14 protein-coding genes and 2 pseudogenes are annotated in these 25,838 nt (G+C 64.0%); 11 read left to right on the top strand and 5 right to left on the bottom strand.

What is annotated here, in order from left to right; all coding sequences use genetic code 11:
* Positions 1 to 397 precede the first annotated feature (397 nt).
* Complete coding sequence (locus tag N2603_RS28070; RefSeq protein ID WP_260384675.1) at positions 398 to 1,045, top strand: response regulator transcription factor; 648 nt, start codon at positions 398 to 400, stop codon at positions 1,043 to 1,045.
* A gap of 465 nt (positions 1,046 to 1,510) precedes the next feature.
* Positions 1,511 to 1,765: a hypothetical protein gene (locus N2603_RS28065; protein WP_018642983.1), complete on the top strand. Its 255-nt coding sequence runs from the start codon at positions 1,511 to 1,513 to the stop codon at positions 1,763 to 1,765.
* Between the two features lie 95 nt (positions 1,766 to 1,860).
* On the opposite strand, the pseudogene N2603_RS28060 reads toward N2603_RS28065, so the two are convergent.
* From N2603_RS28060 to N2603_RS28040, 5 genes and pseudogenes are all read right to left on the bottom strand, one after another.
* Positions 1,861 to 1,992: pseudogene (locus N2603_RS28060) on the bottom strand (SDR family NAD(P)-dependent oxidoreductase); the annotation flags it as partial.
* A 37-nt stretch (positions 1,993 to 2,029) separates the two neighbouring features.
* Positions 2,030 to 3,415 (bottom strand): class I adenylate-forming enzyme family protein, encoded by a 1,386-nt coding sequence (locus N2603_RS28055; RefSeq protein WP_260384674.1) that lies wholly within the window; start codon positions 3,413 to 3,415, stop codon positions 2,030 to 2,032.
* On the bottom strand, positions 3,402 to 3,647 hold the full coding sequence (locus N2603_RS28050) for an acyl carrier protein (protein WP_018642981.1): 246 nt from the start codon (positions 3,645 to 3,647) through the stop codon (positions 3,402 to 3,404). Before N2603_RS28050 ends, N2603_RS28055 begins: the two co-directional genes overlap by 14 nt.
* A 35-nt stretch (positions 3,648 to 3,682) precedes the next feature.
* A complete protein-coding gene (locus N2603_RS28045) occupies positions 3,683 to 5,593 on the bottom strand; it encodes a long-chain-acyl-CoA synthetase (RefSeq protein ID WP_260384673.1) in 1,911 nt (636 codons plus the stop codon).
* Positions 5,590 to 5,859, bottom strand: coding sequence for a phosphopantetheine-binding protein (locus N2603_RS28040; protein WP_026311989.1), 270 nt, complete (start codon positions 5,857 to 5,859; stop codon positions 5,590 to 5,592). The genes N2603_RS28045 and N2603_RS28040 overlap by 4 nt, the downstream gene beginning before the upstream one ends.
* Positions 5,860 to 6,103: 244 nt before the next feature.
* Between N2603_RS28040 and N2603_RS28035 the strand changes: the two genes are divergently transcribed.
* The 9 genes and pseudogenes from N2603_RS28035 to N2603_RS27995 all read left to right on the top strand — a co-directional run bounded on the left by N2603_RS28035 (position 6,104) and on the right by N2603_RS27995 (position 25,782).
* On the top strand, positions 6,104 to 7,330 hold the full coding sequence (locus tag N2603_RS28035) for an acyl-CoA dehydrogenase family protein (RefSeq protein ID WP_260384672.1): 1,227 nt from the start codon (positions 6,104 to 6,106) through the stop codon (positions 7,328 to 7,330).
* Positions 7,331 to 7,354: 24 nt separating this feature from the next.
* Entirely contained in the window at positions 7,355 to 8,359 is a 1,005-nt protein-coding gene (locus tag N2603_RS28030; RefSeq protein ID WP_018642977.1) for an amino acid--[acyl-carrier-protein] ligase, read from the top strand.
* Positions 8,360 to 8,391: 32 nt separating this feature from the next.
* A complete protein-coding gene (locus N2603_RS28025; protein WP_260424272.1) occupies positions 8,392 to 9,693 on the top strand; it encodes an O-acetylhomoserine aminocarboxypropyltransferase/cysteine synthase family protein in 1,302 nt (433 codons plus the stop codon).
* Positions 9,690 to 10,817 (top strand): homoserine O-succinyltransferase MetA, encoded by a 1,128-nt coding sequence (gene metA / locus N2603_RS28020; RefSeq protein WP_018642975.1) that lies wholly within the window; start codon positions 9,690 to 9,692, stop codon positions 10,815 to 10,817. The genes N2603_RS28025 and metA overlap by 4 nt, the downstream gene beginning before the upstream one ends.
* Before the next feature lie 20 nt (positions 10,818 to 10,837).
* Positions 10,838 to 11,454, top strand: a pseudogene (locus tag N2603_RS28015) (acyl-CoA acyltransferase).
* A 383-nt stretch (positions 11,455 to 11,837) separates the two neighbouring features.
* Entirely contained in the window at positions 11,838 to 12,440 is a 603-nt protein-coding gene (locus N2603_RS28010) for an STN domain-containing protein (RefSeq protein ID WP_260384671.1), read from the top strand.
* Positions 12,437 to 13,036 (top strand): RNA polymerase sigma factor, encoded by a 600-nt coding sequence (locus N2603_RS28005; protein ID WP_260384670.1) that lies wholly within the window; start codon positions 12,437 to 12,439, stop codon positions 13,034 to 13,036. Before N2603_RS28010 ends, N2603_RS28005 begins: the two co-directional genes overlap by 4 nt.
* Before the next feature lie 4 nt (positions 13,037 to 13,040).
* Complete coding sequence (locus N2603_RS28000) at positions 13,041 to 14,030, top strand: FecR family protein (RefSeq protein WP_260384669.1); 990 nt, start codon at positions 13,041 to 13,043, stop codon at positions 14,028 to 14,030.
* Positions 14,031 to 14,172: 142 nt separating this feature from the next.
* Positions 14,173 to 25,782 carry a filamentous haemagglutinin family protein gene (locus tag N2603_RS27995; RefSeq protein ID WP_260384668.1) on the top strand — a complete coding sequence of 3,870 codons (11,610 nt, stop codon included), beginning with the start codon at positions 14,173 to 14,175 and terminating at the stop codon, positions 25,780 to 25,782.
* The last annotated feature ends 56 nt before the right edge of the window (positions 25,783 to 25,838 follow it).

The raw sequence follows: 25,838 nt of genomic DNA, 5'->3' as shown, positions 1-25,838 counted from the left end.
TGTGCAGGCGCCGCCCACTCCCCAGCCCGGCTAGCAGCGTTGCTTTTTTCCGCAGTCTATGCGTGAATTACACGGTCGTGTTTATTCAGGGTGGAAAGTCGTCGGGCTTCGGTCCGCCAATGCCGCCCCCGTGCGAATCCGGTCTGCGACCGAATTTCGGAGCGCTCTGGCCGGCGGCAGTGTAGTCTCAGGAGCGTTACGGGCATCGGAAGCGCAGATTGCCGCGTGAGCGTCGGAGAGCGAGCAGAGCAGCGCGTTAAGCCAATCTAATTTTGCACTGCGACATGGATATTGGTCGTATTGGAAGAAATTTCGAGGGATCGGTGCTGCGCCTTGGGAAATAGCAGCACGTTAACGGCGTTAAAGTTTTTGGGGGCGTCACGCTGAGGAGCGCCCAATGCGACGTACTAATGTAGTCATTGCAGACCGGCATCCGGTCGTCCTGCAGGGACTGAGCAACGTGCTCAGTAACGCAGCTGACTTCAACGTCATTGCATCTTGTAGCGACACTGCAAGCTGCATCCAGGCGATTCGACACTTGGCGCCCGACATCGCGATTGTTGATCCCGCGATGCCCGAGCTGGCCGCGCTGATGGGTCTTTCCGTCAATTCAGAAAATCGTTCGATGCATTTGGTGTTTTTCGCCTCGAGTGAAGATTGCGAAATGCTCTTGGATGCGGCCCCCTTTACCTGCAGCATCGTCCTGAAGGATACGGAGCCAGAGGCGCTGGTGGAGTCCTTGCGGCACATCGCCAATGACCGAAGTCTGCTGCCGATGATGCCATCCGATTCGATCCAATCGCAGGAACAGGGCGCGAATTCGGACAAGATGACGACGGCTCTGACAGACCGCGAGCGCCAGATCATGCGTCTGGTATCCGAAGGATTGTCGAACAAGGAAATCGGGAGACGGCTGACCATTTCCGTCGGCACCATCAAGGTGCACCTTCACAACATTTTTCAGAAACTTGAAATCAGCAATCGGACGGTGCTCGCGGCAATAGCTATCGGTCAACATGATCGTCCGACGGGTGGTGAGCGCTAAGAGGATCGTCGCGGTCCGCCAAATCCTGGTCACGCCTCCGACCGCAATGAGCGGGCGCCCTCGACCATGCGCCGGCCCGGATGGCCAAGTCTCCGTCGCGAGCGGGATAGGCCTCCGACATCGGCGGCCACTGAGCTCAGCACCAACTGAATGGGGTAATCCGTCAGGACTGTCAGTTCATCCGGAATGGCATCCAATGCAAGGAGAGAGAGGGCTATTCATTCATCATCTGCGGCTCTGGGTCGATCGTAGTGGTCCGCTGTCAGGTAAAGCGTCGTCACGGGCTATGCGAACGGCTCGAGATAGCATCGCAGAGATATGCCGATTGGAACTCGGCAACTGCGGAGCGGCGGCCCTGGCCTTCCTTCCTGCCCCCCCAGTGGTCAGGGCCGTTCTCCCTTCGGGCCTTGCCGGCAGGACGATAACTCTGTGGTTCAGATGAAGGCCAGTATGGGGCGCAGCTAAATGTCCCTAGAGTTTCACCGTGCCGTCGAGGACATGGAAATCTGGAGCGCGACCGGCGACGGCTTTTCGTTTGTCATCACATACGAGAGCCCGGTTGGCGCCGGTTTTCATGGACGCGCGGGCTATGTGGCGTCGTGGCGGCCGCTCTATGGGGGTAACGGCGCGATCAAGATCGGTGGTTCGGCATTTCTAACTCTTGCGGAGGCCGAGAACGCCTGCAACACGATGCTTGGGCATCTGACGGGGTGTCGCTGAGTTGAACCGCGCAAGCTGCGTCCAGGCTGCGGGGAGGGGCATCCAACTTGACGTGGCGCTAGCGCCAGGTCGCCGATAAATAAATCGAGCAGTGAGGCGGTGTTACCAGCGTCGACTGTTACCACGGTGCCGGTGATGTTCCGGCCTCCTTCACCGAGAAGATATTCGACCACGGAAGCAACGTCGTCAGCCTCGGGCAGGTGGCGTAACGCGCTGCGGCGAGCGATCAGGCCGATACCGCGGCCGCCGCCGGTGACGACGACGTTACGCATCGGTGCGCGCCAGTTTCCCCGCTGCCGTGACCTCGAGCCGCTCGACGAAACGGATCACCGCGGGAACCTTCCATGCGGCCAGGCCGTCCTTGCATCGGCTGAGTATCTCTGCGCGGATGGTCTCGTGGCGCTTCTCATCGGTGCCGCCCGTGAGGACAACATCGGCAACCACGATGGCGCCCGTGATCGGGCTCCTGCGCGATCGCGCCCGCGACATCTGAACGCAGGCGTGACGATTGATCACGGCCTCCACCTCTTCCGGATGCACCTTCAGCCCGCCGATATTGATAATGCCGCCTCGCCGGCCGACGAAATGGTATCGATCGCCGCGCAACTCGACGATATCGCCAGTATCGACGAAGCCCTCCGCGTCGGCGAGCGGCAGCGCATCGGCGCCGACATAGGCGCGCGCAGTACGCTTGGAGCGGATCCGCAACGAGCCTTCGACGACCTTCATTTCCACGCCGTCCCGATTTCTCCCGATCAGGTGAGCGGGAAACCCCTCGCGCCCGTCGTCGACGCTAAACCCGACGCCGGCTTCTGTTGAGGCATAGGCATGCCCGATCGACGCGTGCGGAAATGCCTGGGCCAAGCCGTCAAGCACGGCCTGATCAGCAATTTCGCCGGACAAGCGGATATAGCGCGGCGAAAAGTTGGCGGCCGTGCCGCTCATCAGGAGCTTGCGCCAGTGCGACGGTGTGCCGGAGATGTGGCTGACGCCGCCGGCGCGCAGCCGCGCCACATGAGCCGCGATGGTTTCCCCGGGCTCGGATAGCACCATCGATCCACCGCCGATCACGGCTCGCAGGAGGATCTGCAGGCCGCCATAGCGGCGGATATCGTAGAACGTTGCCCAGATTGCGTCACTGTGACGCGCAGGCCCCTCGGCAATTATCGCGCCGGCGAGCCCGTCGAGTGTGTGTCGGACGATCTTCGGCAGCCCCGACGTCCCCGAGGTCAGCATCAACCATTCAGTCGCATGGTCGACCGTCCGTCCTGCGGCCCTCCGTTCAGGCAGGTCGATGCCGAGAACACTGCATCGTCCAGCATAGTATCCGGATAGCGGTTGATCGGTGACGATGGTGTCGATCCCGGCCTGCTCAACCAGAGCCTGCAGGCGCTCCCAATCGAGATCGGGCGGGCATAGAAGCATGCGGCGTGCGACGCCGTCGAGCTCGATCATTGCAAGCGCAGCGAACAGCTGTCGCGATGTCGCAATCAGCACCGAGCGACCGGATAACTCGCAACATCCGCCAGTCAGGCCGCTGTGCTCGATAATGTCGGTCAGCGATACGCTGTGCCGGGCATCGGAAATCGTGCGGTCTTTCGGCCCCCGGCCAAGATAGTGGCCCAGCGCGATGCTGTCAGGCGGGAACATTCTCGTAGGCTCTGATGAACTCACCGAGGGTAGACGGGAAGGCTGCATCCTCGGCGACAGTGAAGGGATCGGCGCCGAGTTCGTCCTCCAGCCTTGCAACCAGGATGGCGAAAGCCAGCGAATCGAATCCGGTTTCGTTCAGGGACAGGTCGTCCTGAAGCGGTGGAAGCGTGACTTTCTGTTCTTCGGCGATCTGCTTCATCGCGGAGAAGATCTTCGTTCTGACCGACATGATAAACACCTCCCATTTCGGCTTCCGGGCCGATGTTAGAGCCTGATTGCGCCCTCGATGATGCGCGCGTAGACGGCCCGGTCGATCGAACGATAGCGACCGGTCGCTGGATCACGCACGAACAGGGGATCACCTACGACCGAAGGATCGAACCCCTCGCTGATCAATCGCTGCTTCTTCTTCCTGAAAGTGTCGGTCGTATCCAGCGCCGGGCATAACCTGACGAAAGCCGGGATTGCGTAAGGCGGCAGGCGACACGAAAGATGTTCTCTGAATATTCCGAAATCGAAATTTGGCTCCACCACCAGGGCCACCATGCCGGCGCGGCCGTCGGTCCCGGACACCGCAACTCCATAGGTCGAGGCGTCGAGAACGCCGGGGCAGTCCGCGATAGCGTCGCTCACCTCGCTGGTCGCGACGTTCTCGCCCTTCCAGCGAAAGGTGTCGCCGACGCGGTCGATGAAGTGGAGGTAGCCCTGCGCGTCGCGCATCATCAGATCTCCACTGCGAAACCAGGTATCTCCCATTGCGAAGACGTCGCGTAAAATCTTCTTCTTGGTCTCGGCAGGATCCGTGTAGCCTTCGAAAGGGCGGCCGTCGGAATTGGCCTTGCCAATACGTCCGACAGCCTCGCCGGTCTCGCCGGGGGCGCACGCGATGCAGAGCCCGGCCTCGTTACGGACTGGGCTGCCGCTGTCAGCATCGACCTTGACGATCGAGGTTGGAAAGCGATGCGCCAGAACCGGCGGTATCCGGCCGATCGCACCCGGCTTTCCATCCACGTTGAACAGCGAAAAATTGCCTTCGGTTGCGGCATAGAATTCGAGGATCTGCGGAATCGCGAACCGGTTGGCGAACGTCTCCCAGATGTCGCGGCGCAATCCGTTGCCGACAGCCAGCCGCAGCCGGTGCCGCGTCTCTTGTTCGGATGCTGGCGCCTTCAGCAAATAGCGGCAGAGCTCGCCAATGTACTGGAAGACGGTACAGTCGAAGCGCTCGATGTCGCGCCAGAATCTGCCGGCGGAAAATTTCTCCGCAATCGCGACAGAACCGCCCGCGCAGAGCATGCTGCAGGGAGCCGCGACGCCGCCCACGGAGTGATGGAGCGGCAGGCAATCGTAGAGGCGATCGTCGGTGGACGCGTCCGTCAGTCCGGCAAACCACCCGCCCCAGGCGAGAACGCGGCGATGACTGACGTTCGCCGCCTTCGGCAGGCCGGTGGTGCCCGAGGTGTAAATGAGGAGCGCGCGTTCATCGATCGTGACGTCGCCACGTTCGGCGGAGGACAGCGGTCGTGGTTCGAAGGCGGCGAGCGCCGCATCCAGATCGTCGCGTCGATCGCCGGTGCCAAGGCTCCAGCATTGCGGCACGCGGTGCAGGTGGGGACGGGCGCCCTCGAAGGCGTCCACGCAATCGGCAGCCAGGATGAGGTGATCGGCATGAGCGACATCGATACAGTGGGCGAGCGACTGGCCGACCAGCCTGGTGTTGATCAGCGCCACCGTTCCGCCGACGCTGCTGATACCAAGCCAGCAGGCGAGATAGTCCGGCCGGTTCGGTGCAAGGAGGCAGACGGTGCGGCCCTCCTGAAGGCCAAGGTGCCGTGCCCAACGCGCATACCGGTTGATCCGGTCGGTGAGTTCGCCGTAGGTGAAGGATTGGCCATCCGAGAGCAAGGCGGGCCGCCCGGGCTGCCGTTGTGCCCAATCCTCGACGATGTCGGCGAACAGACGATGCGGCTGGGCTTCGAGCCGTGCGGTCAGTGCGATGGCTTGCAGCCAGGTCTTGGCGGCGGAGCGGCGCGGAGCGTCGCGTCTGGTCGCGTGCTGAATCGCGGCTTTGTTTATGGATTGCTCATGCGGCCGGGCTGGATCGGTATCCTCGCGCACCCGCTCGATGCGGCTTGCTTGGCTCTCGAAGCACAACCTTTGTTCAACTGGCTTCATCCCGACCCGGATCCGAGCTGGTTGAGGATCATCCGCTCCATCGCCTTCACCGATTGGAAGTTTTCGGGTGTGATCTCGAGTTGGGGAAGGATGAGATCGAACTCGGCTTCGACCTTGAGCATCAACTCGACCATGCCCATCGAGCTCAGCCCAATGTCCACGAGTCGCGACTCCGGGTGGACCTCAGCGATGATTGCGTTCTGCTGGAGGACGCTCCTGACGACCGATAGAACGCGGTTCTGAACGTTGACGGCAAAGTCGTGCATTTCAGCCGGTCTCCTGCCGTGGCCAGGCGTGATCACATGAAGGGCGACGATACCCAACTGTAACTTCGGCCAATAGCTCTGCTTCAGAGGTACCTCGCCCGGGAGCGGAAGCTTCCTGATACCCACTTCTGCGCCAACGACGCGGCGAGGGAAGTGGGTTAGTTGTCGGCTTTTCATCGGAATCCGTCTCGACCCGGCTCGCAACGTCCAATCATGACAACCATGAAGCGGGAGGCTCTGGCCCATGACTGTGCAGGAAGTTCAGTTCCGCAACAGCGCCACCGAAATTGGTCGAATTGCCTTCTCTCCCGCCGAATCCTCGTTCCAACGGCGAACGGCAAATGTCGCGGAGGTCGCTGCGGCGGAGGCAGAAGGGGTCGATCGCGAGGCGCGCTTTCCGCGGAAGGCGATCGACGCGGCGCGGAAGGAAAGACTTCTGGGAGCTCAGATTCCGATCGAGTTCGGCGGGGAGGGGGCGTCGATTTCCGAGGTCGCCGACATGTGCTACGCGCTCGGCCGCGCCTGCGCTTCGGTCGGGATGATCTTTGCGATGCATCAGACCAAGGTCGCGTGCTTGGTTCGCCACGGGGCGGATAGCGGGTGGCACGAAGGTCTCATGCGACGCGTGGCTGCCGAGCAGCTGCTGCTGGCATCGTCGACCACCGAAGGTCAGAACGGCGGAAACATACGCTTCAGCTCCGCCGCAGTGGAGCGCGCAGGCACCGAGATTTCGCTGGTGCGCGATGCGACGGTGATTTCGTACGGCGCCGAGGCGGACGGCATCATCACTGTCGCCCGCCGCTCCGAATCCGCTGCCGGATCCGATCAAGTGCTGCTGGCCATCACCCGTGACAATTATACGCTGGAGCGCACTCTGGGTTGGGAGACGCTCGGCATGCGCGGGACCTGCAGCGCAGGCTTCAAGCTGGATTTCCGGGGAACTGCGGACCAGATATTCCCCGTGGCATACGAAAAGATCCATGCGCAGACGATGACGCCCGTCGCTCATCTGTGCTGGTCTTCGGTCTGGGCGGGAATCGCGGCGGCGGCGGTGGACCGGGCGCAGCTCTTCGTCCGCAAGGCCGCTCGCGGGTCGGGCGGCAATACGCCTCCTGCCGCGGCGCACTTCACCGCCGCCAGGATGACCCTGACGAAATTGCGCGCCGTCATTGCGGCTAGTCTGCAGTTCTACGAAGCCCGCGGGCGAGACGTGCGCGCGCTGTCGTCCGTGGACTTCCAGTCCTCGATCAATCTTCTCAAGGTGGAGGCCTCCGAGCTTGCGGTTACGACCGTCATGCACGCGATGCGCACCTGTGGCCTGTCCGGTTACCGCAACGACACCGACGTAAGTATCGGACGCCACCTGCGGGACGTGCTTTCCGCTCCGATCATGATCAACAACGATCGCATCCTCGCCAGCATCGGGCCGGCGACGCTCATGAGCACGATTCCTGACTCTCTGTGCGATTGATTTTTTTCTGAAAGGAAAGGCCTGATGAACTTCGCCATTGTTGAAGCACCGGCGCTCTCCACTCAACCTAAAGCCGATCCGTTGGACCATCTTGCCGATGCGCTTTTCCACGAGATGGGATCTCCCGGCGTCTATGGCCGCACCGCGCTCTACGAAGACGTCGTGGAGCGGATCGCCGCGGTGATCTCACGGAATCGCGACCCGAACACCGAGGTGATGCGTTTTCCGCCCGTCATGAATCGCGCCCAGCTCGAGAGGTCGGGTTACCTGAAGAGCTTTCCCAATCTCCTCGGCTGCGTCTGTGGCTTGCACGGCATGGAAAGCGAGATTGACGCGGCGGTCAGCCGCTTCGATGCCGGCGGCGACTGGACCACGTCGCTATCGCCCGCCGACCTCGTGCTGTCGCCGGCCGCCTGCTATCCGGTCTATCCGATCGCGGCGAGCCGAGGGCCCGTGCCGGCCGGCGGCTGGAGCTTCGACGTGGCCGCCGACTGTTTCCGCCGCGAACCTTCACGCCACCTCGATCGGCTGCAGTCCTTCCGAATGCGGGAATTCGTCTGCATCGGCAGTGCGGATCACGTCTCGGCGTTCCGGGAGCGTTGGATCATACGTGCGCAGACGATTGCACGGGATCTCGGGCTAACCTTCAGGGTCGACCATGCCAACGACCCGTTCTTCGGCCGGGTCGGCCAGATGATGGCGGTAAGCCAGAAGCAGCAGTCGCTGAAGTTCGAACTGCTGGTGCCGCTGCGCTCCGAGGAGCAACCGACTGCCTGCATGAGCTTCAACTACCATCGGGATCATTTCGGCACGACCTGGGGCATTGTCGATGCAGCCTCCGAGCCGGCCCACACAGCCTGCGTGGCGTTCGGAATGGATCGTCTGGCCGTCGCCATGTTCCATACCCACGGCAAAGACGTCGACCTGTGGCCGACCGCAGTGCGCGAACTGCTGGGCTTCGCGCAGACCGACGGCCGAGCACCTTCAGCAAGCGAGGAGGTCCGATGCGCCAGGGAAGTCGGGAGCTAGCCCGGGGCAGGAGAGCCGAAGGGCCAGCTACCATGAGAAGAGAGACTGTCGCCGTCCATGGCGGCTTCGAAGACGATCCGGCAACGAAGGCCGTTGCCGTGCCGATCTACCAGACGGCCGCCTATGCATTCGACAGCGCCGACCATGGAGCGGCGCTCTTCAACCTCGAAGTCGACGGCTTCCGCTATACCCGGATCGGCAATCCAACCAACGCTGTACTGGAAAAGCGCGTTGCCGCTCTTGAAGGAGGCATCGAGGCACTCAGCGTTGCCTGTGGGCAGGCCGCGGTGAACTATGCGGTCGTCAACATCGCCGAGATGGGCTCCAATATCGTCTCGGTCCCGCAGCTCTACGGCACCACACATACGCTGTTCGCGCACATCCTGCCGAGGCAGGGCATTGCCGTCCGCTTTTCGGAAGACGACCGGCCGGAGAGCGTCGAACGGCTGATCGACGACGATACACGGGCAGTGTTCTGTGAGAGCGTCGGAAATCCGGCCGGAAACGTCTGCGACATCCAGGTGATGGCGGAGGTCGCGCACCGGCACGGCGTTCCCCTGATCGTCGACAACACCGTGCCGACACCGATCCTTCTCAGGCCGATCGAGTACGGCGCTGACATCGTTGTGGAGTCGCTTACGAAATTCATGGGCGGGCATGGCACGACGCTCGGCGGAATTATCATCGACAGCGGCAGGTTCCCCTGGACGGAGCACCGTCGGCGCTTCCCGATGATGAACGAGCCGGAGAAATCGTACCACGGCCTGGTCTTTACCGAGCGCTACGGAGCCGCTGCCTACATCGCGCGTTGCCGCGCCGTTTCCCAGAGAACCACAGGTGCCGTGCTCGCGCCGATGAACGCTTTCCTGCTGCTCCAGGGCATCGAAACCGTCGCGCTTCGGATCGAGCGGCACGTCGAGAATGGCGCAAAGGTCGCGCGATTCCTACGCAACGACGGTCGTGTCGGGTGGGTGAATTACGCGGGCCTCCACGACAGTCCCTATTTTGCGCTGACGCAGAAGTATCTCGATGGTCGTGCGTGTTCGCTGCTGACGTTTGGTGTCGCCGGAGGCTTCGAGGCGGGCAAGCGATTCTACGACAGGCTGAAGCTCTGTAAGCGGCTGGTCAACATAGGCGATGCGAAGACGCTGGCCTGCCACCCCGCGTCGACAACGCACCGGCAAATGTCAGTCGAAGAGCAGGAGAAGGCCGGCGTGCGACCCGAGATGATCAGGCTGAGCGTCGGAATTGAGCACATCGACGACATCCTCGCGGATCTCGATCAGGCGCTCTGCGCCGCGAATGTTTCGGCAACCGTGAAGGCATTCGGATGACTGTCCTAATCGATATAGATTCGCACGAGCACCACCTCTTCTCCAGGGCACCGAGCGGCGCCTATGCGAAGGAGCCCCCGGGAAGCCGGGGAGATTGTCTCGATATCGGGCTCATCAACAACATGTCGGATGCTGCCCTGATGTCGACCGAACGCCAGCTGTTCGACCTGCTGAATGCGGCCGCGGGACGAGTTTGCGTCAGGCTGCACTTCTATACGATGGAGTCGACCCCCCGTTCCGAATGGGGACGTGACTACGTGCGTCGATACTACCGTGGCATCGGCGATCTGCTGAACAGGAGCCTGGATGGAGTGATCGTGACAGGCGCCGAACCCAGGGCCGCGAGCCTGACAGACGAGCCATATTGGACCACCTTCGCCGAGATCGCCGATTGGGCGAGGGAGAATACCGTGTCGTCGGTGCTTTCCTGCCTGGCTGTTCATGGAGCCGTCCTGCACCTGGACGGCGTTGCGCGCCACAAGCTGCCTGCCAAATGCTTCGGTGTCTTCGCTCAAACAAAGACGAGACATCATCCCTTGATGCAGGATGTACCGAGAACCTTCCGAATACCGCACGCCCGGTGGAACGAGGTGCAGGAGGAGGATCTCACGGACTGCGGATACTCGGTTCTCAGCTGGTCGGCGGACGCTGGAGCCGACTGCTTCGTCAAGCAGCAGAAGACCAGCCTTTTTGTCCATTTCCAGGGCCACCCGGAATATGAGACCCAGAGCCTGCTGGGTGAATATCGAAGAGACATGGGGCGTTTCCTCCGGGGGGAAAACGAAGTCTGTCCGACGATACCGAGAGGCTATTTGAATGAAGGCGCGGAAGAGATGCTGATCGCTTTCCGACAGAAGGCCCTTTCCGACAGAAACCCGGAGCTTTTTGCCGATTTTCCGGTCGATCAGCTGACGAAGGACCTGAGCAACGTCTGGCGTCTTCCGGCCCAGCGCATATACCGCAACTGGTTGCGCTACATCGTCTCGCAGCGACGCTCACGCTCGGTGCGAGATGCAGCTCTCGCTGCAGCCGGAATTCCGGCACGCCGCCACGGACGAGTTGCCGCTCGATCCGCTCGCCTGGCGCACTCGCCAAACCCGGGGACAACGAGGCGGCTCGGATAGAAGGAGTGAGAGTTCAGACGATGGTTCGATGCCGTGAGATAGGAACAGCCGATCTCGATGCCGTCGCCGATCTTCTGACAAGAGGTTTTCCGATACGCCCGACAGCTCTCCGCGCTTTGGCTATATGCTCGAGCACGACCAGGCACCCGTCGGTGCTCTGCTGTTGATCCACACCGCAAGGAACGATGGCGGTAGAGTCTCCATCCGCTGCAATCTCTCCAGCTGGTATGTGGAGCCCGCCTTTCGCAGCTACGCACCCATGCTGACCAAGGTCGCGCAACGCCACAAGGACGTCACCTACGTCAACATCAGTCCAGCGCAATGGACTTGGTAAGCCATCGAAGCGCAGGGGTTCCGCCGCTATTGTAGCGGCTCGTTCTTCTCTTTTCCGGCCTTATCTCGCCCGGTCAAGGTTTGATCTATTGCGGATCTGGCCGATTACGTCGTTTGCGCCGGCGCTATGGGTCGTTTCCTGGTTCGACGCGGCTGGATGTCGATTGCTCTCGATGCCAATCGCCCTGTGACCGGCCTCGTCGGCATCTACAGGGAGCCGATCGGCCGGAAGTACTTCAAGGGTCCGCATTGCCCCCGGCTTGCCGATCTGTCTGACTCGGAGCTGGTGATCTACGGGCCGTGACTTCGTCGTTCCAGGATTGTTCCAACCGTGAGTCGGCTGGTGGTTTGGAAGTCCCAGATCTTGCAGTTCGTGCGCCGTCGCGGGTGAGTCATGCAGGATGACCAGTGCTCGAGAGGGCCGCGCCGCTTGTGCGCTTCCGACTTGCAAAGCGATCAGTGACATATTCGTGTCAAGGAACGTTCGTAGGCTGGAGACTTCCTGTGGCATCCAGGCAAGTTCGGGACGGTCGTCATTCGCCTCTCGCGATGCTGATGGCTTGCCGGAGCAATTGATCGGTGTCACGTCGCGTGCCGTATCTGGCTGTGTGTTTGATGTTTGCCGCCCTTGCAGCCGAAGCGGAGCCAAACGGCGCAATAATCGGGTCGCCGCGCGCGAACTCGGAAATGACCGCGCCGTTGTCGTTCGACATTCCGGCCCAGCCGCTTGCCTCCGCACTCGATCGATACGGCGATGCGACTGGTCGCGAGGTCCTCTACAATCCGGCGCTTGCGCAAGGCCGCATCTCAGAAGCCGTCAAAGGCAGCTTTGAGCCGGAGACGGCGCTACAGCTGCTGCTTGCGGGCACCGGTCTTGCCGCCCGCTTCCTGAAGGACAATTCGTTCGTTCTGGTCCCGGCGCCCGAAGCCGCCGGACCGCCGGAAGGCAGTGCTGCCGCTCTCGCGCACCAATATTATGGTGTCGTTCAGGCGAGGTTGCGTGATGCACTGTGCCGGACCAGCGGGGCGCGGCCGGGAAGCTATCGCATCGCGGCCCTGGTCTGGATCGCGCCGTCGGGGACCGTCTCCAGGTTCGAACGACTTGGATCGGCAGGCACGGTCGAGCTGGACCGCGGCATCGACAACGCGCTTCGGCATTTCAGCGTGGGTGCCCCGGTGCCCCCAGGCTTCGCGCAGCCGGTCTTGATCGTGGTCCTGCCGCAGGCTTCGGGCGTCACAATGAGTTGCGGCGCGACCGCCCTACCGCACGCGGCCGGAGGCGTGCGGTGACCGAAGCCTCCGTGGCGATGCTGCGCCGCCTGCTGCTCGACCGATATGACGATCTCAAGCGGGGTTTGACGCGGCGCCTTGGCTCGTCCGAAATGGCCGGCGATGTCCTGCACGACACCTGGCTGCGCCTGGCCCGCACCGACACGACGATCGGAACCTTGCACAATCCGGTCAGCTACTTGCTGCGCATGCTCTTCAACGTGGCACATGATCATCGTCGCGCGGAAAAGCGCCATTTGACGAAGGTCGATATCGAGCATCTGCTCGAGGTTGCCGATGAGACACCTGGTCCCGCCGAAGTCGCGGAGGCGCGGTCGGATTTGGACGCGATGGCCATCATCCTGGCCGAGCTGCCGCCTCGCCGCCGCACCATCCTGCTCGCGGCAAGGGTCGACAACATGGCGCGGCAGGAGATTGCGGACCGGCTTGGCGTATCCTTGCGCCTCGTCTCGAAGGAGCTGCAGCTCGCCCATGAATATTGTCTGGCGCGGCAAAGGCAAATGAAAGAGACGGAATGCGCGCCGGACCAGGGAAATTCGTCATTGAATCGAGACCCGCCGCCGCGCGGTGATCACGACCACGACCAGGCTGAATGACTCCATGACTCAAGGACAGGTGCATAAGCTCGACCTGCTGCAGCGTGAGGCGATCGCGTGGGTCCAGCGCATCGATTCCGGACATGCGACGTCTGCCGATGCCGAGACGTTGCGGCGGTGGTGTGCGGCGGGCCCGGAGCATGCGGCGGCCTTCGCCGCGGCGAGCGGAGTATGGCGCGATATCCGCCGCGCCGGCGCGAGCATCCCGCGCAGCCAGTTCGAGGCGTTGCCGGTCCGGCGGACGTCGCGCCCGGTACTCGACCGCCGCCTCGTTCTCGGTGGCGGGTTGGCTGCCGCCGCGGCTGCCTGCGTCGCCGTCGTCAATCCGCCGCTGGGCCTGTGGCCGTCCCTCCGCGAACTGAATGCCGACTACAGGACGGCCATCGGCGAACAGCGGCAGATCAGGCCGGCGGAGAACGTCGCGGTGCGGTTGAATACGCAAACCAGCATTGCGGTCCACCCCGCTGACGGGGAGGGCGATCGTCTGGAGCTCCTTGCGGGGCAGGCGCTGTTCGAAACGGTCGAGAGCGTTCGTCCGCTCGTCGTGTTGGCCGCAGACGGGCGCTCGATCGGCCGCCATGCACGTTTCGATGTGCGTTGCATGAACGGTCCGGCGGGTCCGGTAGTGAGCGTCGCCTGCTTCGATGGCGAGGTGCGCATCGAGCGCAACGACAATTCTGCCGTCATCGGCCCGGCGCAGAGCGTGCGTTACGATGCCGGCGGGCTCGGCCGGGTTGCCGCGATCGACGCAGAGGCAGAATCCGCCTGGCAGCGGGGAATTGTGCTATTCCGGGCGACCCCGCTCGCGGATGTGGTGGAAGAGGTCAATCGTTATCGCGCCGGCCGGATTCTCCTTGTCAATCCGAGCCTCGCGCAAAGGCCGGTCAGTGGCCGCTTCCGCATCGACCAGATGGATGAAATCCTCGTGCGTCTCGAGCAGGCCTTCGATGTCAAGGCCCGCAAGCTCCCGGGCGGCCTGGTTCTGTTGGGCTGACGCCCGCTGACAAGAAACTTTCACACAGAAACCGTGCGCGTTCGCCTACAGGCTTCCGTCTTAGAGCTAGATCGTCATCGCAGGGGATGACGAGGCACGACCCTTCACTGGGTTTAGCCGTGCTGCCAGAAGGAATGCCGTCTTGTCCCACCGCACCGTCCGTTTTCGCCCGTTCCGGTCCGTCAGACACGCGATGTTCCTCGGCGGCGCCAGTGTGGCCGCGTTGCTGGTGGGGGCGGCGGCGGCCGATGCGCGCAACCTGGGCAGCGGCAGCGCGAGCCCGGTGGCAAACGTCGCCGTGACGACCAACGCGGCGGGGCAGGCAGGGGCGATCGCATCGGCACAGGCGATGAGCCGCATCAATGCTTCGCTTCGAGCGATGCGCGACGTGCAGGCGGCAGCGAGAGCCGGCGCGCTGATCGGCCCGAACAATCTCGGCCTGGACAAGAATCATCCCGGCCGTCTGCTTCCGAATGTGCCGAACGGACTTGCCCCCGGCGGCCTCAATCCGACCAGCAATCCCACCGCGGTGATCGACGGGCAGCCGGCCTGGACCGGCGCCGCCCAGCCGACCCAATCGACCGGCTCGAATGGCCGGGTCCAGGTCGAGGTCGTGCAGAACCAGCAGAAGGCGATCCTGACCTGGAACAAGTTCAACGTCGGACGCGAGACTGACCTGTATTTCAACCAGTCCGCCGGAGGTGGCGGCGCCGCCAACTGGATCGCGCTCAACCGCGTGCTCGATCCGAGCCTCGTCCCCAGCCAGATCCTCGGCACTATCAGGAGCGAGGGACAGGTCTACATCATCAACAGGAATGGCATCATCTTCGGCGGCTCCAGCCAGGTCGATGTCGGCACCCTCGTGGCCTCGTCCCTTGCTTTGTCGAACGCGCAGTTCCTGGCCGGGATCAATACTTCGATTGTGCTCACCAACGACATCCACTTGCCGACGTTCGGCGAATACAACCCACGACTGGCGAATTCGCAAAAGCCGGCCACCGATCCAAGCCAGCCCGCGCGGTTCACGCGGGATGGCGTGCCGGGCGACGTCACCATTCAGGCCGGAGCTCAGATCGGCGCGAAGACCGGCGGCAAGGCGATGCTGTTCGCGCCGATCGTTGCGAACGCCGGCCAGATCAGCGTCCCCGACGGCCAGATCATCATGGCCGCCGGCGAACAGGTCTATCTGAGGACCAATCCGGGCGACACGCGTGGTGTGGACGTCGCGGTGACGGCCCCGATGCCATGGTTGTTCAACTACAATCATCTGATGGGGGCGATCGCCGGCTGGGATCTCTTCACGGAGAAGCCGTGGGGCGAGAGCGTTCGCGACATCCTGCTTCCCGAGATGTACGCGCGCGCGGCGTCGGTCGGCTACAAGGTCGTGAACACCGGCGTGGTGCAGTCCGATCGCGGCAACATCACCGCGATGGGGCGCGAGATCTTCCAGGGCGGCGTGATGCTGGCGGCAACCGCGCTCAACAACCGCGAGGGATCGATCCGGCTGGATGCCTACAGCAACGGCATGATGGCGTCGAGCGGCAGCCTGGATGCCCAGCTCGTGTATTGGAAGACGGGCGACGTGCATCTGTTACCGGGGAGCGTCACCGCCGTTCTGCCCGATGCCACCGACACGAGCGAGATCGAGGAGACGGCGAAGGCCACGCGCTACAAGCCGGGGCGCGTCGAATTGCGCGGCAACCTGATCGATATCGGGGCGCAGGCGAACATCCTCGTCCCCGCCGGTACGATCAGCATCGTGGCCAGCACCTCGCCCGGGCCTACCGAGGAGCCCATCAACAACGAGCAGCCGATCCGTGACGGCAGCCGGATCTATATCGGTGAGGACGCCTATGTCAGCGCCGCCGGTGTGCAGGATGTCCTGATCCCCATGTCGCGGAGATTCGTGCAGGCCGAGTTGCGCATCAACGAGCTGCGCGATTCGCCACTGCTGCGGAATTCCTGGCTGCGGGGGCAGAAGATCACGATCGATCGCAGCGCCAGCGGCGTCTTCACCGATGGCCCGATGGCCGGCGTGAGCTGGGGAGGCGCCGCGGGCGAGTGGATCGGGACGCCGCTGGGCGACGTCTCGGCCTGGATCGGCAACAGCAAGACAAATCTCGCCGAACTGTCGACCATTGGCGGCAACATCACGCTCAAATCGGCCGGTTCGATCATCACCCGTCAGGGCTCGTTGCTCGATGTCTCCGGCGGGTCGTTCCGTTATCAGGACGGAATGGTCAGCTCGACCAAGCTGCTCGGCGCCGATGGCAGAATTTACGATATCGCCTCGGCAACGCCGGACAGGATCTATGTCGGGTTCGCCGGCGGGTTCACGCGCACACACGGCAACTGGGGAAAATCGGAGTCCTGGAGCACACCGTGGTCGGCGAGCCACTTCGAACGTGGCTTCACCGAGGGACGTGACGCCGGCGCTATCCAGTTCTACGCCACTGAAGGTGTTGCGCTGGAAGGCGGCTACTGGGGCGGCGTGATCGTCGGCGAGCGTCAGGCCGCAAGCGGCAAGACCGCCAAGGCCGGCTCGCTGACGTTCGGCGGCGACGGCGATGAAGATCGGCTCTGGCTGCTCGGCAAGCTCGTGATCTCCAAGGATCCGACGCAGCTGCCGACGAATTTCACGGCGACGTCGTCGCTTCCGTCCACCTGGTATTCGGGCGCGCCCGGCAACCAGGATTCGTTCCGGTTGCGTACGACCTATCTCGACTCCGACGTGCTTGCAGATGCCGGGCTGGGGAAGATCGAGCTCTACGTCTCCAACAACGTCACTATCGAGAAAGGCACGACGCTCGAATTGACGCCGGGCAGCAGGTTTTCGATCAAGGCCAATTCCACCGTTGCTTACAGCCAGGATTTCAAGATCGACGGCGTGATTCACGCTCCCGGCGGCAGCGTCAACCTGCTCGGCGCTGAAAACGTGTCATTCGGAGCCGGCGCGGCCATCGACGTCAGCGGCCAATGGGTGAACCAGGTGAAGGGCGGCGCCGGCTCGGCGCTGCCGCCGGTCGTCAATGGCGGCAGCATCGCGCTCGACCAGGCCCATTATCAGCCGGGCGTGGTGCTCGACGTATCCGGCGGCGGCTGGTACCGCCTGCGCAACGGCAAGCCGCAGGTGAAATTCGGCGACGCCGGCAAGATCACGCTCAACACCACCGATGTGACGGAGTTGGCGAACGCCGACATGCGCGCTTATGCGGCCGGCTCCGGCGGCAGCCTGTCCATGAACCTCACGACGGCGTCGCTGCAGATCGGCGGCGCTGCGCCGACCTCGCCCAACACCGTTCGCCTGTCGGAAACGCTGTTCTCGGAACGCGGCTTCCGCTCGCTTCTGATCTCCACGGACGGCGATATCACGATTCCCGAAGGCGTGAATGTCACGCAGCTCCCCTACAACGTCGATCTCAAGGGCGTGGACGTCTCGGGCTTCGCCACGGGCACGCCGATCAGCGCGATGGGCACGCTCGCCGTGTTGTCGCCGTCGCAGCGTCTGGCGCTCAAGCCGACGTCGCTCTCGCTCACCGGCAGATCCCTGACGGTCGGTGCGGGCGCGACGGTGAGGGCGGACACCGGCGGCACGATCGCGCTGTCCCTGCTCGGTCCTTCGACCGGCACATTGCGAATTGCGGGCACGGTGGAGGCGCTGGCCGGCACGATCAATCTTTCGACAAGCGCGGGATCGGTCGTCGTGGCAAATAACGGCGCGATCATCGCACGCGGTACGGCAGTCGGCGAAACCGATGGCGCGGGGCACCAGATCGGCGTCGTACGCAATGGCGGCTCCGTCGCGATCGAGTCCGCCGTGGTCGCATTCGAATCCGGCTCACTGGTCGACGTCGCGGGTGCCAGTGGCGAATTCGACATCAAGTCGGGAGACCGCCAGTTCGCGCCGGTCACTCTCGCCAGCAATGGCGGCTCGATCAGCGTCAAGGCCCAGCAGGGCCTGGCCCAGGGGACGTGGCGCGGCCAGAGTGGAGGCAGTGGCGCGCGCGGCGGCAAGGTGACATTGGCGACTGCGACATCGACCGTGATCCTGTCCGATACCGCGGCTGCGCAGTCAGGACTGGTCGTACGCAGTTCGAGCCTTCAGGGCGCCGGCTTCGCCGATCTCGTTCTCTCGTCGACGACACGGTTGGACGGTGTCGACCTCGCTTTCGACGGCTCGATCTCGATTACGGGATCCCTGATCAACGGCAATGGCGCCAGCTCGCGCTTCTGGGCGCCTTACATCTCGCTGTTCAGCCTGGCACCGAGCAATCCGGTGCGCGCAGGCACGCTGACGTTGGCCGGTTCCGTGATCGACATCGTGCAGGCAAACATCCGTGGCTTCGAACGAACCGTCCTCGACGCGAACGACATCCGGCTGACGCACAGCAATGTCAGCCAGCCCGCGTTCCTGGACGTCGACGGCACGCTGATCGTGAAGGCCGGTCAGATCTATCCCACCTCGCAGATCAACGCGACGATCAGGGCCAGCGAAAAACTCATCGTGCAGCAGAACGGAACTCCCGGTCTGGCACTGTCGGCCGGCGGGACACTGACGCTCGAAGCGTCGACGATCGAGCAGAACGGCACCCTGCGCGCGCCGTTCGGCCAGATCACGCTCAAGGCCAGCCAGCGCCTCACGCTCGGCGCCGGCAGCGTCACGTCGGTGACCGGCGATGGCCTCGTGCTGCCTTACGGTGCTCTCAGCAACAACGAAAACTGGACGGTGACGACCGGCCCGCAGCCGACCACCATCGCCAGCCTGCCGGAAAAGCGCGTGACCCTCGAGGCGCCGACCGTCGAGCTCGCACCCGGCTCGGTGGTGAACATCAAAGGCGGCGGCGACCTGATGGCATGGGAGCACGTGCCCGGACCGGGCGGCTCGCATGACATGCTTGCGCTCCCGGGCCTGTTCGCGGTCATGCCGGCTTTCGGCGGGGCGACTGCACCCAGCTCGGCATCGATCCGCAGCGGTGACCGCATCTGGCTCGACGTCGGCAGCGGATTGCCGGCGGGCTGGTACACTTTGCTGCCCGCATCCTACGCGATGCTCCCTGGCGCATATGCGATCCAGGCGGTCACCGGTTCGACAGGCCAGGCGACGACGTCCACCGTAATGGCCGACGGTACGGCGATCGTGTCCGGCTATCGCGCGAATGCGCTCGATGGCAGCCGGGACCAGCAGTCGTCCTCGTGGCGCGTGATGTCGGGCTCGGTGCTGCGGCAGTACAGCGAGTACAACGAAGCGTTCGCCAACACCTTCTTCGCTTCCGATGCATTCAAGCTGACGCAGTATCGGCTCACCGGTCAGCAGATTGTCACACCGCGTCTGCCGGTCGACGGCGGTTCGGTGGTGTTCAAGGCGACGCAAGACCTAATCCTGAAGGGCGAGTTGCATTCTCAGGCCGCAGCAGGCGGCCGAGGCGGACTGGTCGATATCGCCGCCAACAAGATCGCAATCCTGGGGGCCGACCAGAGCGCCGGCACGTTGCGGGCCGATGGCTATCTGGTCATCGACGCCGCTGCCCTGTCCGGCTTCGGCGCCGGCAGCCTGCTGATCGGGGGCTTCCGCAGCGGCGACGTCGGCGGTCTGCGCGTGGATGTGCAGGCCCACGACATCGTCGTGCGCAACAGCGCCAATTCGGCGTTGACGGGACCGGAGATCATCCTGGCCGCGAGCGACACGATCGACGTCTCGGCAGGCAGCGTCATCGTCGCGCGCGGTGAGGCGCCGACCGGCGCCGGCGATCTCGTGATGGCCCCGCAGGCGTCCGATCGCGACTGGGGCGCCCTGATCCGCCTGTCCAACGGCGACGCGGTGCGGGTCCGCCGCAAGAACGTCGATACGACCGTCGGCGGCCAGGTGAAGATCGGCGCCGGCGCGGTCCTCGACGGCGGCAAGTCTCTTCTGATCGACGCGACGGGGAACGCCCTCGTCACCCAGGCCAGACTGGCGGGCGCAGCGTTGTCCCTGTCGTCGGGCCGGATCGGCTTCGGCGGTGGCAGCGGGCTGGTGCTCGATGCCGCGGCGCTGGCCGCGCTCAACAACACCCAGCACCTGACATTGCGCAGCTATTCAACCATCGACTTCCACAGCGCCGTGGACCTGTCGGGGCTGCAGGCCGTGACGCTTGACGCCGCAGGGCTGGTCGGCCGCAGCAACAGTGAGATCGCGGTGAACGGCAATCGGGTCGTGCTGGAAAATACCGCGAGCACGTTCAGCGAGCCGGTCGGCGCCGGTCATGGTAGCCTGAAGCTCACCGCAACAGAGCTGGCCCTGGGCGAGGGCGCCAAGGCGCTGCGCGGCTTCGACACCATCGTGCTGACGGGAACGACGCGCATTGCCGGCGAAGGCAAGGGCTCGCTCGATGTCGCGGGTGCGGCGCTGACCTTGTCCGCGCCGGTCCTGACCGGCCGGGGCGGCAGCCAGCAATCGATCACCACGACCGGCCTGCTCACGGTTGCCGCCCACGGGACGGCAAGCCCGGCGCGCGACCAGGACAGTCTCGGCTCGCGCTGGACACTCACCGGGCGCGCCGTCGATTTCGGCGGACGTATCGACGCGCTGGGCGGATCGGTCAAGCTGAATGCCACCAATGGCAACGTCAATCTCACTGCGGGCTCGCGCATCGACGTCGGGGGTTTCGAGAAGAAGTTCTTCGACGTGTCCGAATACGCCGATGCCGGGACCATCTCGCTGGGCGCGCACGGCGGCGCGGTGCTGTTCGGAGCGGGCGCGATCCTCGACCTCGGCTCCGCGCGGGACGCCGACGGGCGTCCCATCGGCGGCGGCGCGGGCACGCTCGCAATCGAGCAGGACGGCAGCCAGGTCACGCTGAACGGCACGATCAACGCCAAGGCCGCGGCGGGCAAACGGGGCGGCTCCTTTTCGCTCGACATCACTGCGTTGTCGGATTTCGGCGGGCTCAACCAGCGTCTGAATGGCGCCGGCTTCACCAAATCGCGCAGCTTCCGGATTCGCTCCGGCGACGTCACGCTCGACGGCGCAACTACGGTCGAGGAGTTCTCGCTCGCCGCAGATCAGGGCGCCGTGACCGTCGCAGGCACCATCGACGCACGTGCGACCTATGGCGGCTCGATCTCGATCTATGGCGGCCAGGGCCTGACCATGACGAATGCGGCGCTGCTGCGGGCAGGCGCCACCGACACGGTGGACGGCCTCGGCTCCGGCCGGGTCACCCTCGGAATCTCGAACGGCGTGCTGCGGGTATTGGGCGGCGTGATCGACGTGGCGGGCGGCGAGGGCGGCAAGGTGACGCTGCGTGCGCCTGTCATCGAGCAGCCTGGGGCCGACAAGGTGAATGTCAGCTTTGCCGGCGCGATCAACGGCGCGCGCGAGATCGTGCTTGAAGGTTACAAGCGCTTCGACCTCGCGACGCTTGCATCCGATCCGCGCTTCGTCGGCGTCACCGTCAATAGCAGCGGCCAGGCCGAACTCGATCTGACTAAGGTCGCGGCCGGCAAACTCAACGTGCTGGCGGATTATGGCGCCGGCACGCTGGTCGAATTCGTGCGCGACTTCGACGTCAGTGCCGGCTACGCGGACCTCGGCGCACTGACGAGCCAGTCGAACTTCCACGCACGCGCAGGAATGGAGCTGAATTTTTCCGGCGACATCGTGCTCAAGAGCAACTGGAATCTCGGCGCAGGTGTGGTCAATCAGGCCTCGGCGCTTGCGGCCGGCGTGATGGCCATCGAACCGGTGCTGGGCAAGACCTATGTCGTCGCCGGCAAGGAAAGCGCCTTGCTGCGTGACCATACGACCATGGTTTATCGCACCGGCGGCAGCATTCTCGGAGAGCCGGGCGTCCTGACCATGCGCGCCGGCGGCAACATCGACCTGAAGGGCAGTGTCACGGACGGCTTCTTCCAGTTCGCCAACCCGCTCGATTCGACCTACGTCGCCGTCAAGGGCACCACCTCGACGAACCTGGGCATGGTGTTCAACGTCGGGCGCACCAGCACCACCGCGAATCTCACGCCCTACGACAGCACCAGCACGACCAACCCATCGGCCTATGCCGGCATCACCTTCGCGACGCTCGGCACGAGGAAAACCGAAACCTCAACGACGCCGCCGACCCTGATCGGCGTTCCCTACAGCGCAGAGGCCAACTCGCCGGGGGCGAGCGCGCCGAATACGCTGGCCAATTCGGTCCTGTTCCCATCCATCACCGAGCCGGACGGCTCGAGGGTGGCGGTGCCGTCCTGGAGCCTGGGACTCGTTGCGGGCGCCACGCCAATGGGCGAAAGCGCCGACCCGACGCGCCTCGCCAGCGGCGCCACGGGCAAGATCACGCTCAGCGAGCAGTCGGCGTACACCTATGTCAGCGGCTCGAATTCCGTTACAGCGACCGCTCTTGTCGACTCGGTCGCCTCCTATGGCTCGGGCAGTTCACCCGGTTCGACGACGATGAATCCTGCGGATTGGCCCGCGAGCCTGGAGTCCACTTCCGGCGTCCGCCTCAACAACGATTCCAGCGCGCAAATATCTTTCGGCCTGCCGACGGATCCGGCCTACGGCTACGTGCTCGACCTCTGGAATAACTATGCCGCCGCGAAGGGCCTGAATCCCAACCCTGCGCAACCGCAGGCCGACTTCAGGTGGACCAACACGGCCGCCAGCGGCGGCAACCGTCTCAGCGTCATCACGCGGTACTCGACCTTCAAGGATTTCTATCTGACGAAGATCGTCCCCAATCTTGCGACGATCGCTTCACTCTATGCGACCATCAAGCCCGGGGCGACGACGTCCACCGTCAATCCCGTGACGATGGTGCGCACCGGCACCGGCGACGTCAGCATCGCTGCACGTGGCGACCTGCAGCTCAAGGGCGGCGCCTCGATCTATACCGCCGGCCGGCGCGATCTCGCCGTTTTCAACGATTTCACCACCGCGCCGGCCAGCGCGACCTACGGCGTCGGCGGCGGCCATCTCGACATTGCCGTCGGCGGCAACATCGACGTCGCTCTGCCGGCGGATCGCTCACAGATGCAACACTACACGGAGTGGCTGAATCGGCAGGGCGCGACGGATAACTCCTACGTTTTCGGTCCCTGGAGTCATGCCGCATACGGCCAGATGGCAGCTCAGCAAAGCTCCTGGTGGGTGGACTACGCCAACTTCCTGCGCGGCGTCGGCGCGCTCGGCGGCGGCAATGTCGAGGTCCATGCCGGCGGCGATCTCAACAACCTGACGGTCGCGCTGCCGACCAATGGTCGCGTGCGCGGCGGGCGTTCCACGACGGAGAGGAAGCTCCTGGAACTGCGCAACGGCGGTGCGATGACCGTCGAGGCGGGCGGTGCCGTCCGCGCCGGCTACTATTACATCGGGCGCGGCGCCGGCACGATCACCGCCGGTGAATTCGCGGTCGGGCGCGAGGTCAAGGCGCTGGTGGGGACGCAGATCGTCACCTATCCGATCGCCCCGATCCTGTCGGTCGGCGATGCAACCCTGGACGTGCGAACCGCCGGCGACCTGCGGCTGCAGACGGTTCTCGATCCGCTGCTGGTCGGCAAGGGGATGTCGCATGAGCTGACCTTCATGAGCAGTCAGAGCGAGCGCACTGCGCTCAACCTGACCTCGACGGGCGGCGACGTGATCCTGGTCGGGCAAGCGACATATCTCTCCAAGGACATCACAACGTCGGCTCTGCAATATTTTGCGAACGTGAACTCGCTCGCCGGCAACATCTATCCGTCGAAAACGCGCGTGACCGCACTGAACGGCTCCGTGCTGAACAGCACTCTGTACACGATGCCGAGCAGCAATCCGGAGCTGCGGATTCTCGCTGCAAATGACGTGTTCGCCGGCGAGATCGTGATGTCCCGCGCCGCACTTGAGATGATTCCGTCGCCGTTCGAGCCTGTCGGAGGTACAGTTTCCTCTCCGGTCAACCTCGGCGGTTCCTCGCCGGATACCTTGAGCGGGCTCCACTACGTTCTGATCAACACGTTCACCACGCCGGCCAGCAACATCGCCGGCCACGCGCTGCATCTCTACAACCTTCGCAATCCCGCGCATCTGCCGAACGAGGCAGACTACGAGCCGAGCCGTGTCTACGCCCTGAACGGATCGATTGTCGGCGCGCTCACAACTCAGAGCGGTACGATCTTCACGGCCGGCGTCATGGCCAACGAGCAGACCTGGTTCCGCGCCGGCACAGATATCCGCAACATCAACTACTCACTGCGCAACATTCATCCGACCGACGTGTCGTTGCTCGAGGCCGGCAATGACATTATGGGCGGCCCGGTCCGGGGCTCGATCTATGTGCAGGGGCCGGGCGCAGTGCAGGTGAGCGCAGGCCGCGACGTCTACGCGCCGGAACTGTCGATCTTCGGCACCGGAAACCGGGAATATGACTCGAACAACCGGCCCAAGGATTTCACGGAGATCATCGGCCTGCCCAGCCAGAGCGCGGCGATCACGGTGATGGCGGGTCTCAAGGGCAAGCAGCCGTCCTATGACGCGTTTCTGAAGGCCTATCTCGATCCGGCCAATGTCGGAAAGATGCCCGACTATCTCAAGACCACCTTGGCGGACGGCACGGTGGTGCCGCTCTACCTGACCGACGCATTCGAGCAACGTTCCTCCGGGCCGCACAAGATTCGTACGGGCATCGTCTCCTTCATGGAGGACGTGACCGGCGAGAAACTATCGCCGCTCGATGCCTGGAGCAAATTCCAGGCTCTGCCAATGCTGGTGCGCGAACGCTTCGTGCGGGAAGTCTATATGCAGGAGCTGCGCGCCGCAGGCGACGACCAGAACACATCCGACGGCAACGGCAAGCCGCGCAACGGCGGATACAACCGCGGCTATGCCGCGATCGAGACGCTGTTCCCGGGCACCGACTGGGCAGGTGACGTCAGGACCGGAAACGCCAAGTTCCGCACCATGTCGGGCGGCAGCATCGAAGTGCTGACGCCTGGCGGCGGCCTGCAAGTTGCGGCGCTCGGCAAGCCGGCGCCGGTGGAATACGGTCTCGTGACGCTGGGCCCCGGCGACATCAACCTGTTCGCTCGTGACAGCGTCACCGTGAACCGCTCGCGCATCCTGACCTTCGCCGGCGGCAATGAGATCATCTGGTCGACGCAGGGCGACATCGACGCCGGCCGCGGCGCCAAGACCGCGCGCGTGCCGTCGGCGCCGGAAATCCAGACCGATATCGATGCCGTGACGCGTGTGCTCGAGAAGGCCGATATTTCCGGCAGCGGCATCGGAACCATCATCGGCTTCACGGGGGTGACGGAAGGCGACGTCAACCTGATTGCCCCCAAGGGCACGGTGAATGCCGGAGACGCCGGCATCCGCGTCAGCGGCAATTTCACCTGCGCCTGTTTCAACATCGTGAACGTGGACAACATCCAGGTCTCGGGCCAGAGCAAGGGTGTGCCGAAAGCGGAGGTCAAGACTGCGCCGCTCTCGCTCGAGACCAAGGACAAGGCGGCAACGGACGCCGTGAAAGACGTGACCAGGCAGGGGTCGTCGGACCGGCCGTCGGTGATCATCGTGGAAGTTCTCGGGTATGGTGGTGGCGACGGCGAGCGGCGCCGGCCCGACCCGAGCGAGGATGAGAAGCGCCGGACTCCCGACAAGCAGAGCTACGATCCGAACGGCATGTTCCGCGTGCTCGGCAACGGCGAGTTCACGGCGGAGCAGTTGAAGGACCTGACGGAGGCTGAGCGAGCCGCGCTGTTGCAGCGACTGGGGCGCAAGGCATCGCTCTAAGGCGGGATCCCGGGCTGGCATTCGGGTCCGAGGTCCGATCGTGCCATCCGACCGGC

It is taken from the genome of Bradyrhizobium huanghuaihaiense, from assembly GCF_025200885.1.
Classification (GTDB): Bacteria; Pseudomonadota; Alphaproteobacteria; order Rhizobiales; family Xanthobacteraceae; genus Bradyrhizobium; species Bradyrhizobium huanghuaihaiense.
The sequence above is the reverse complement of the archived record's forward strand: the minus strand, read 5'-3'. Positions and strand labels throughout refer to the sequence as shown.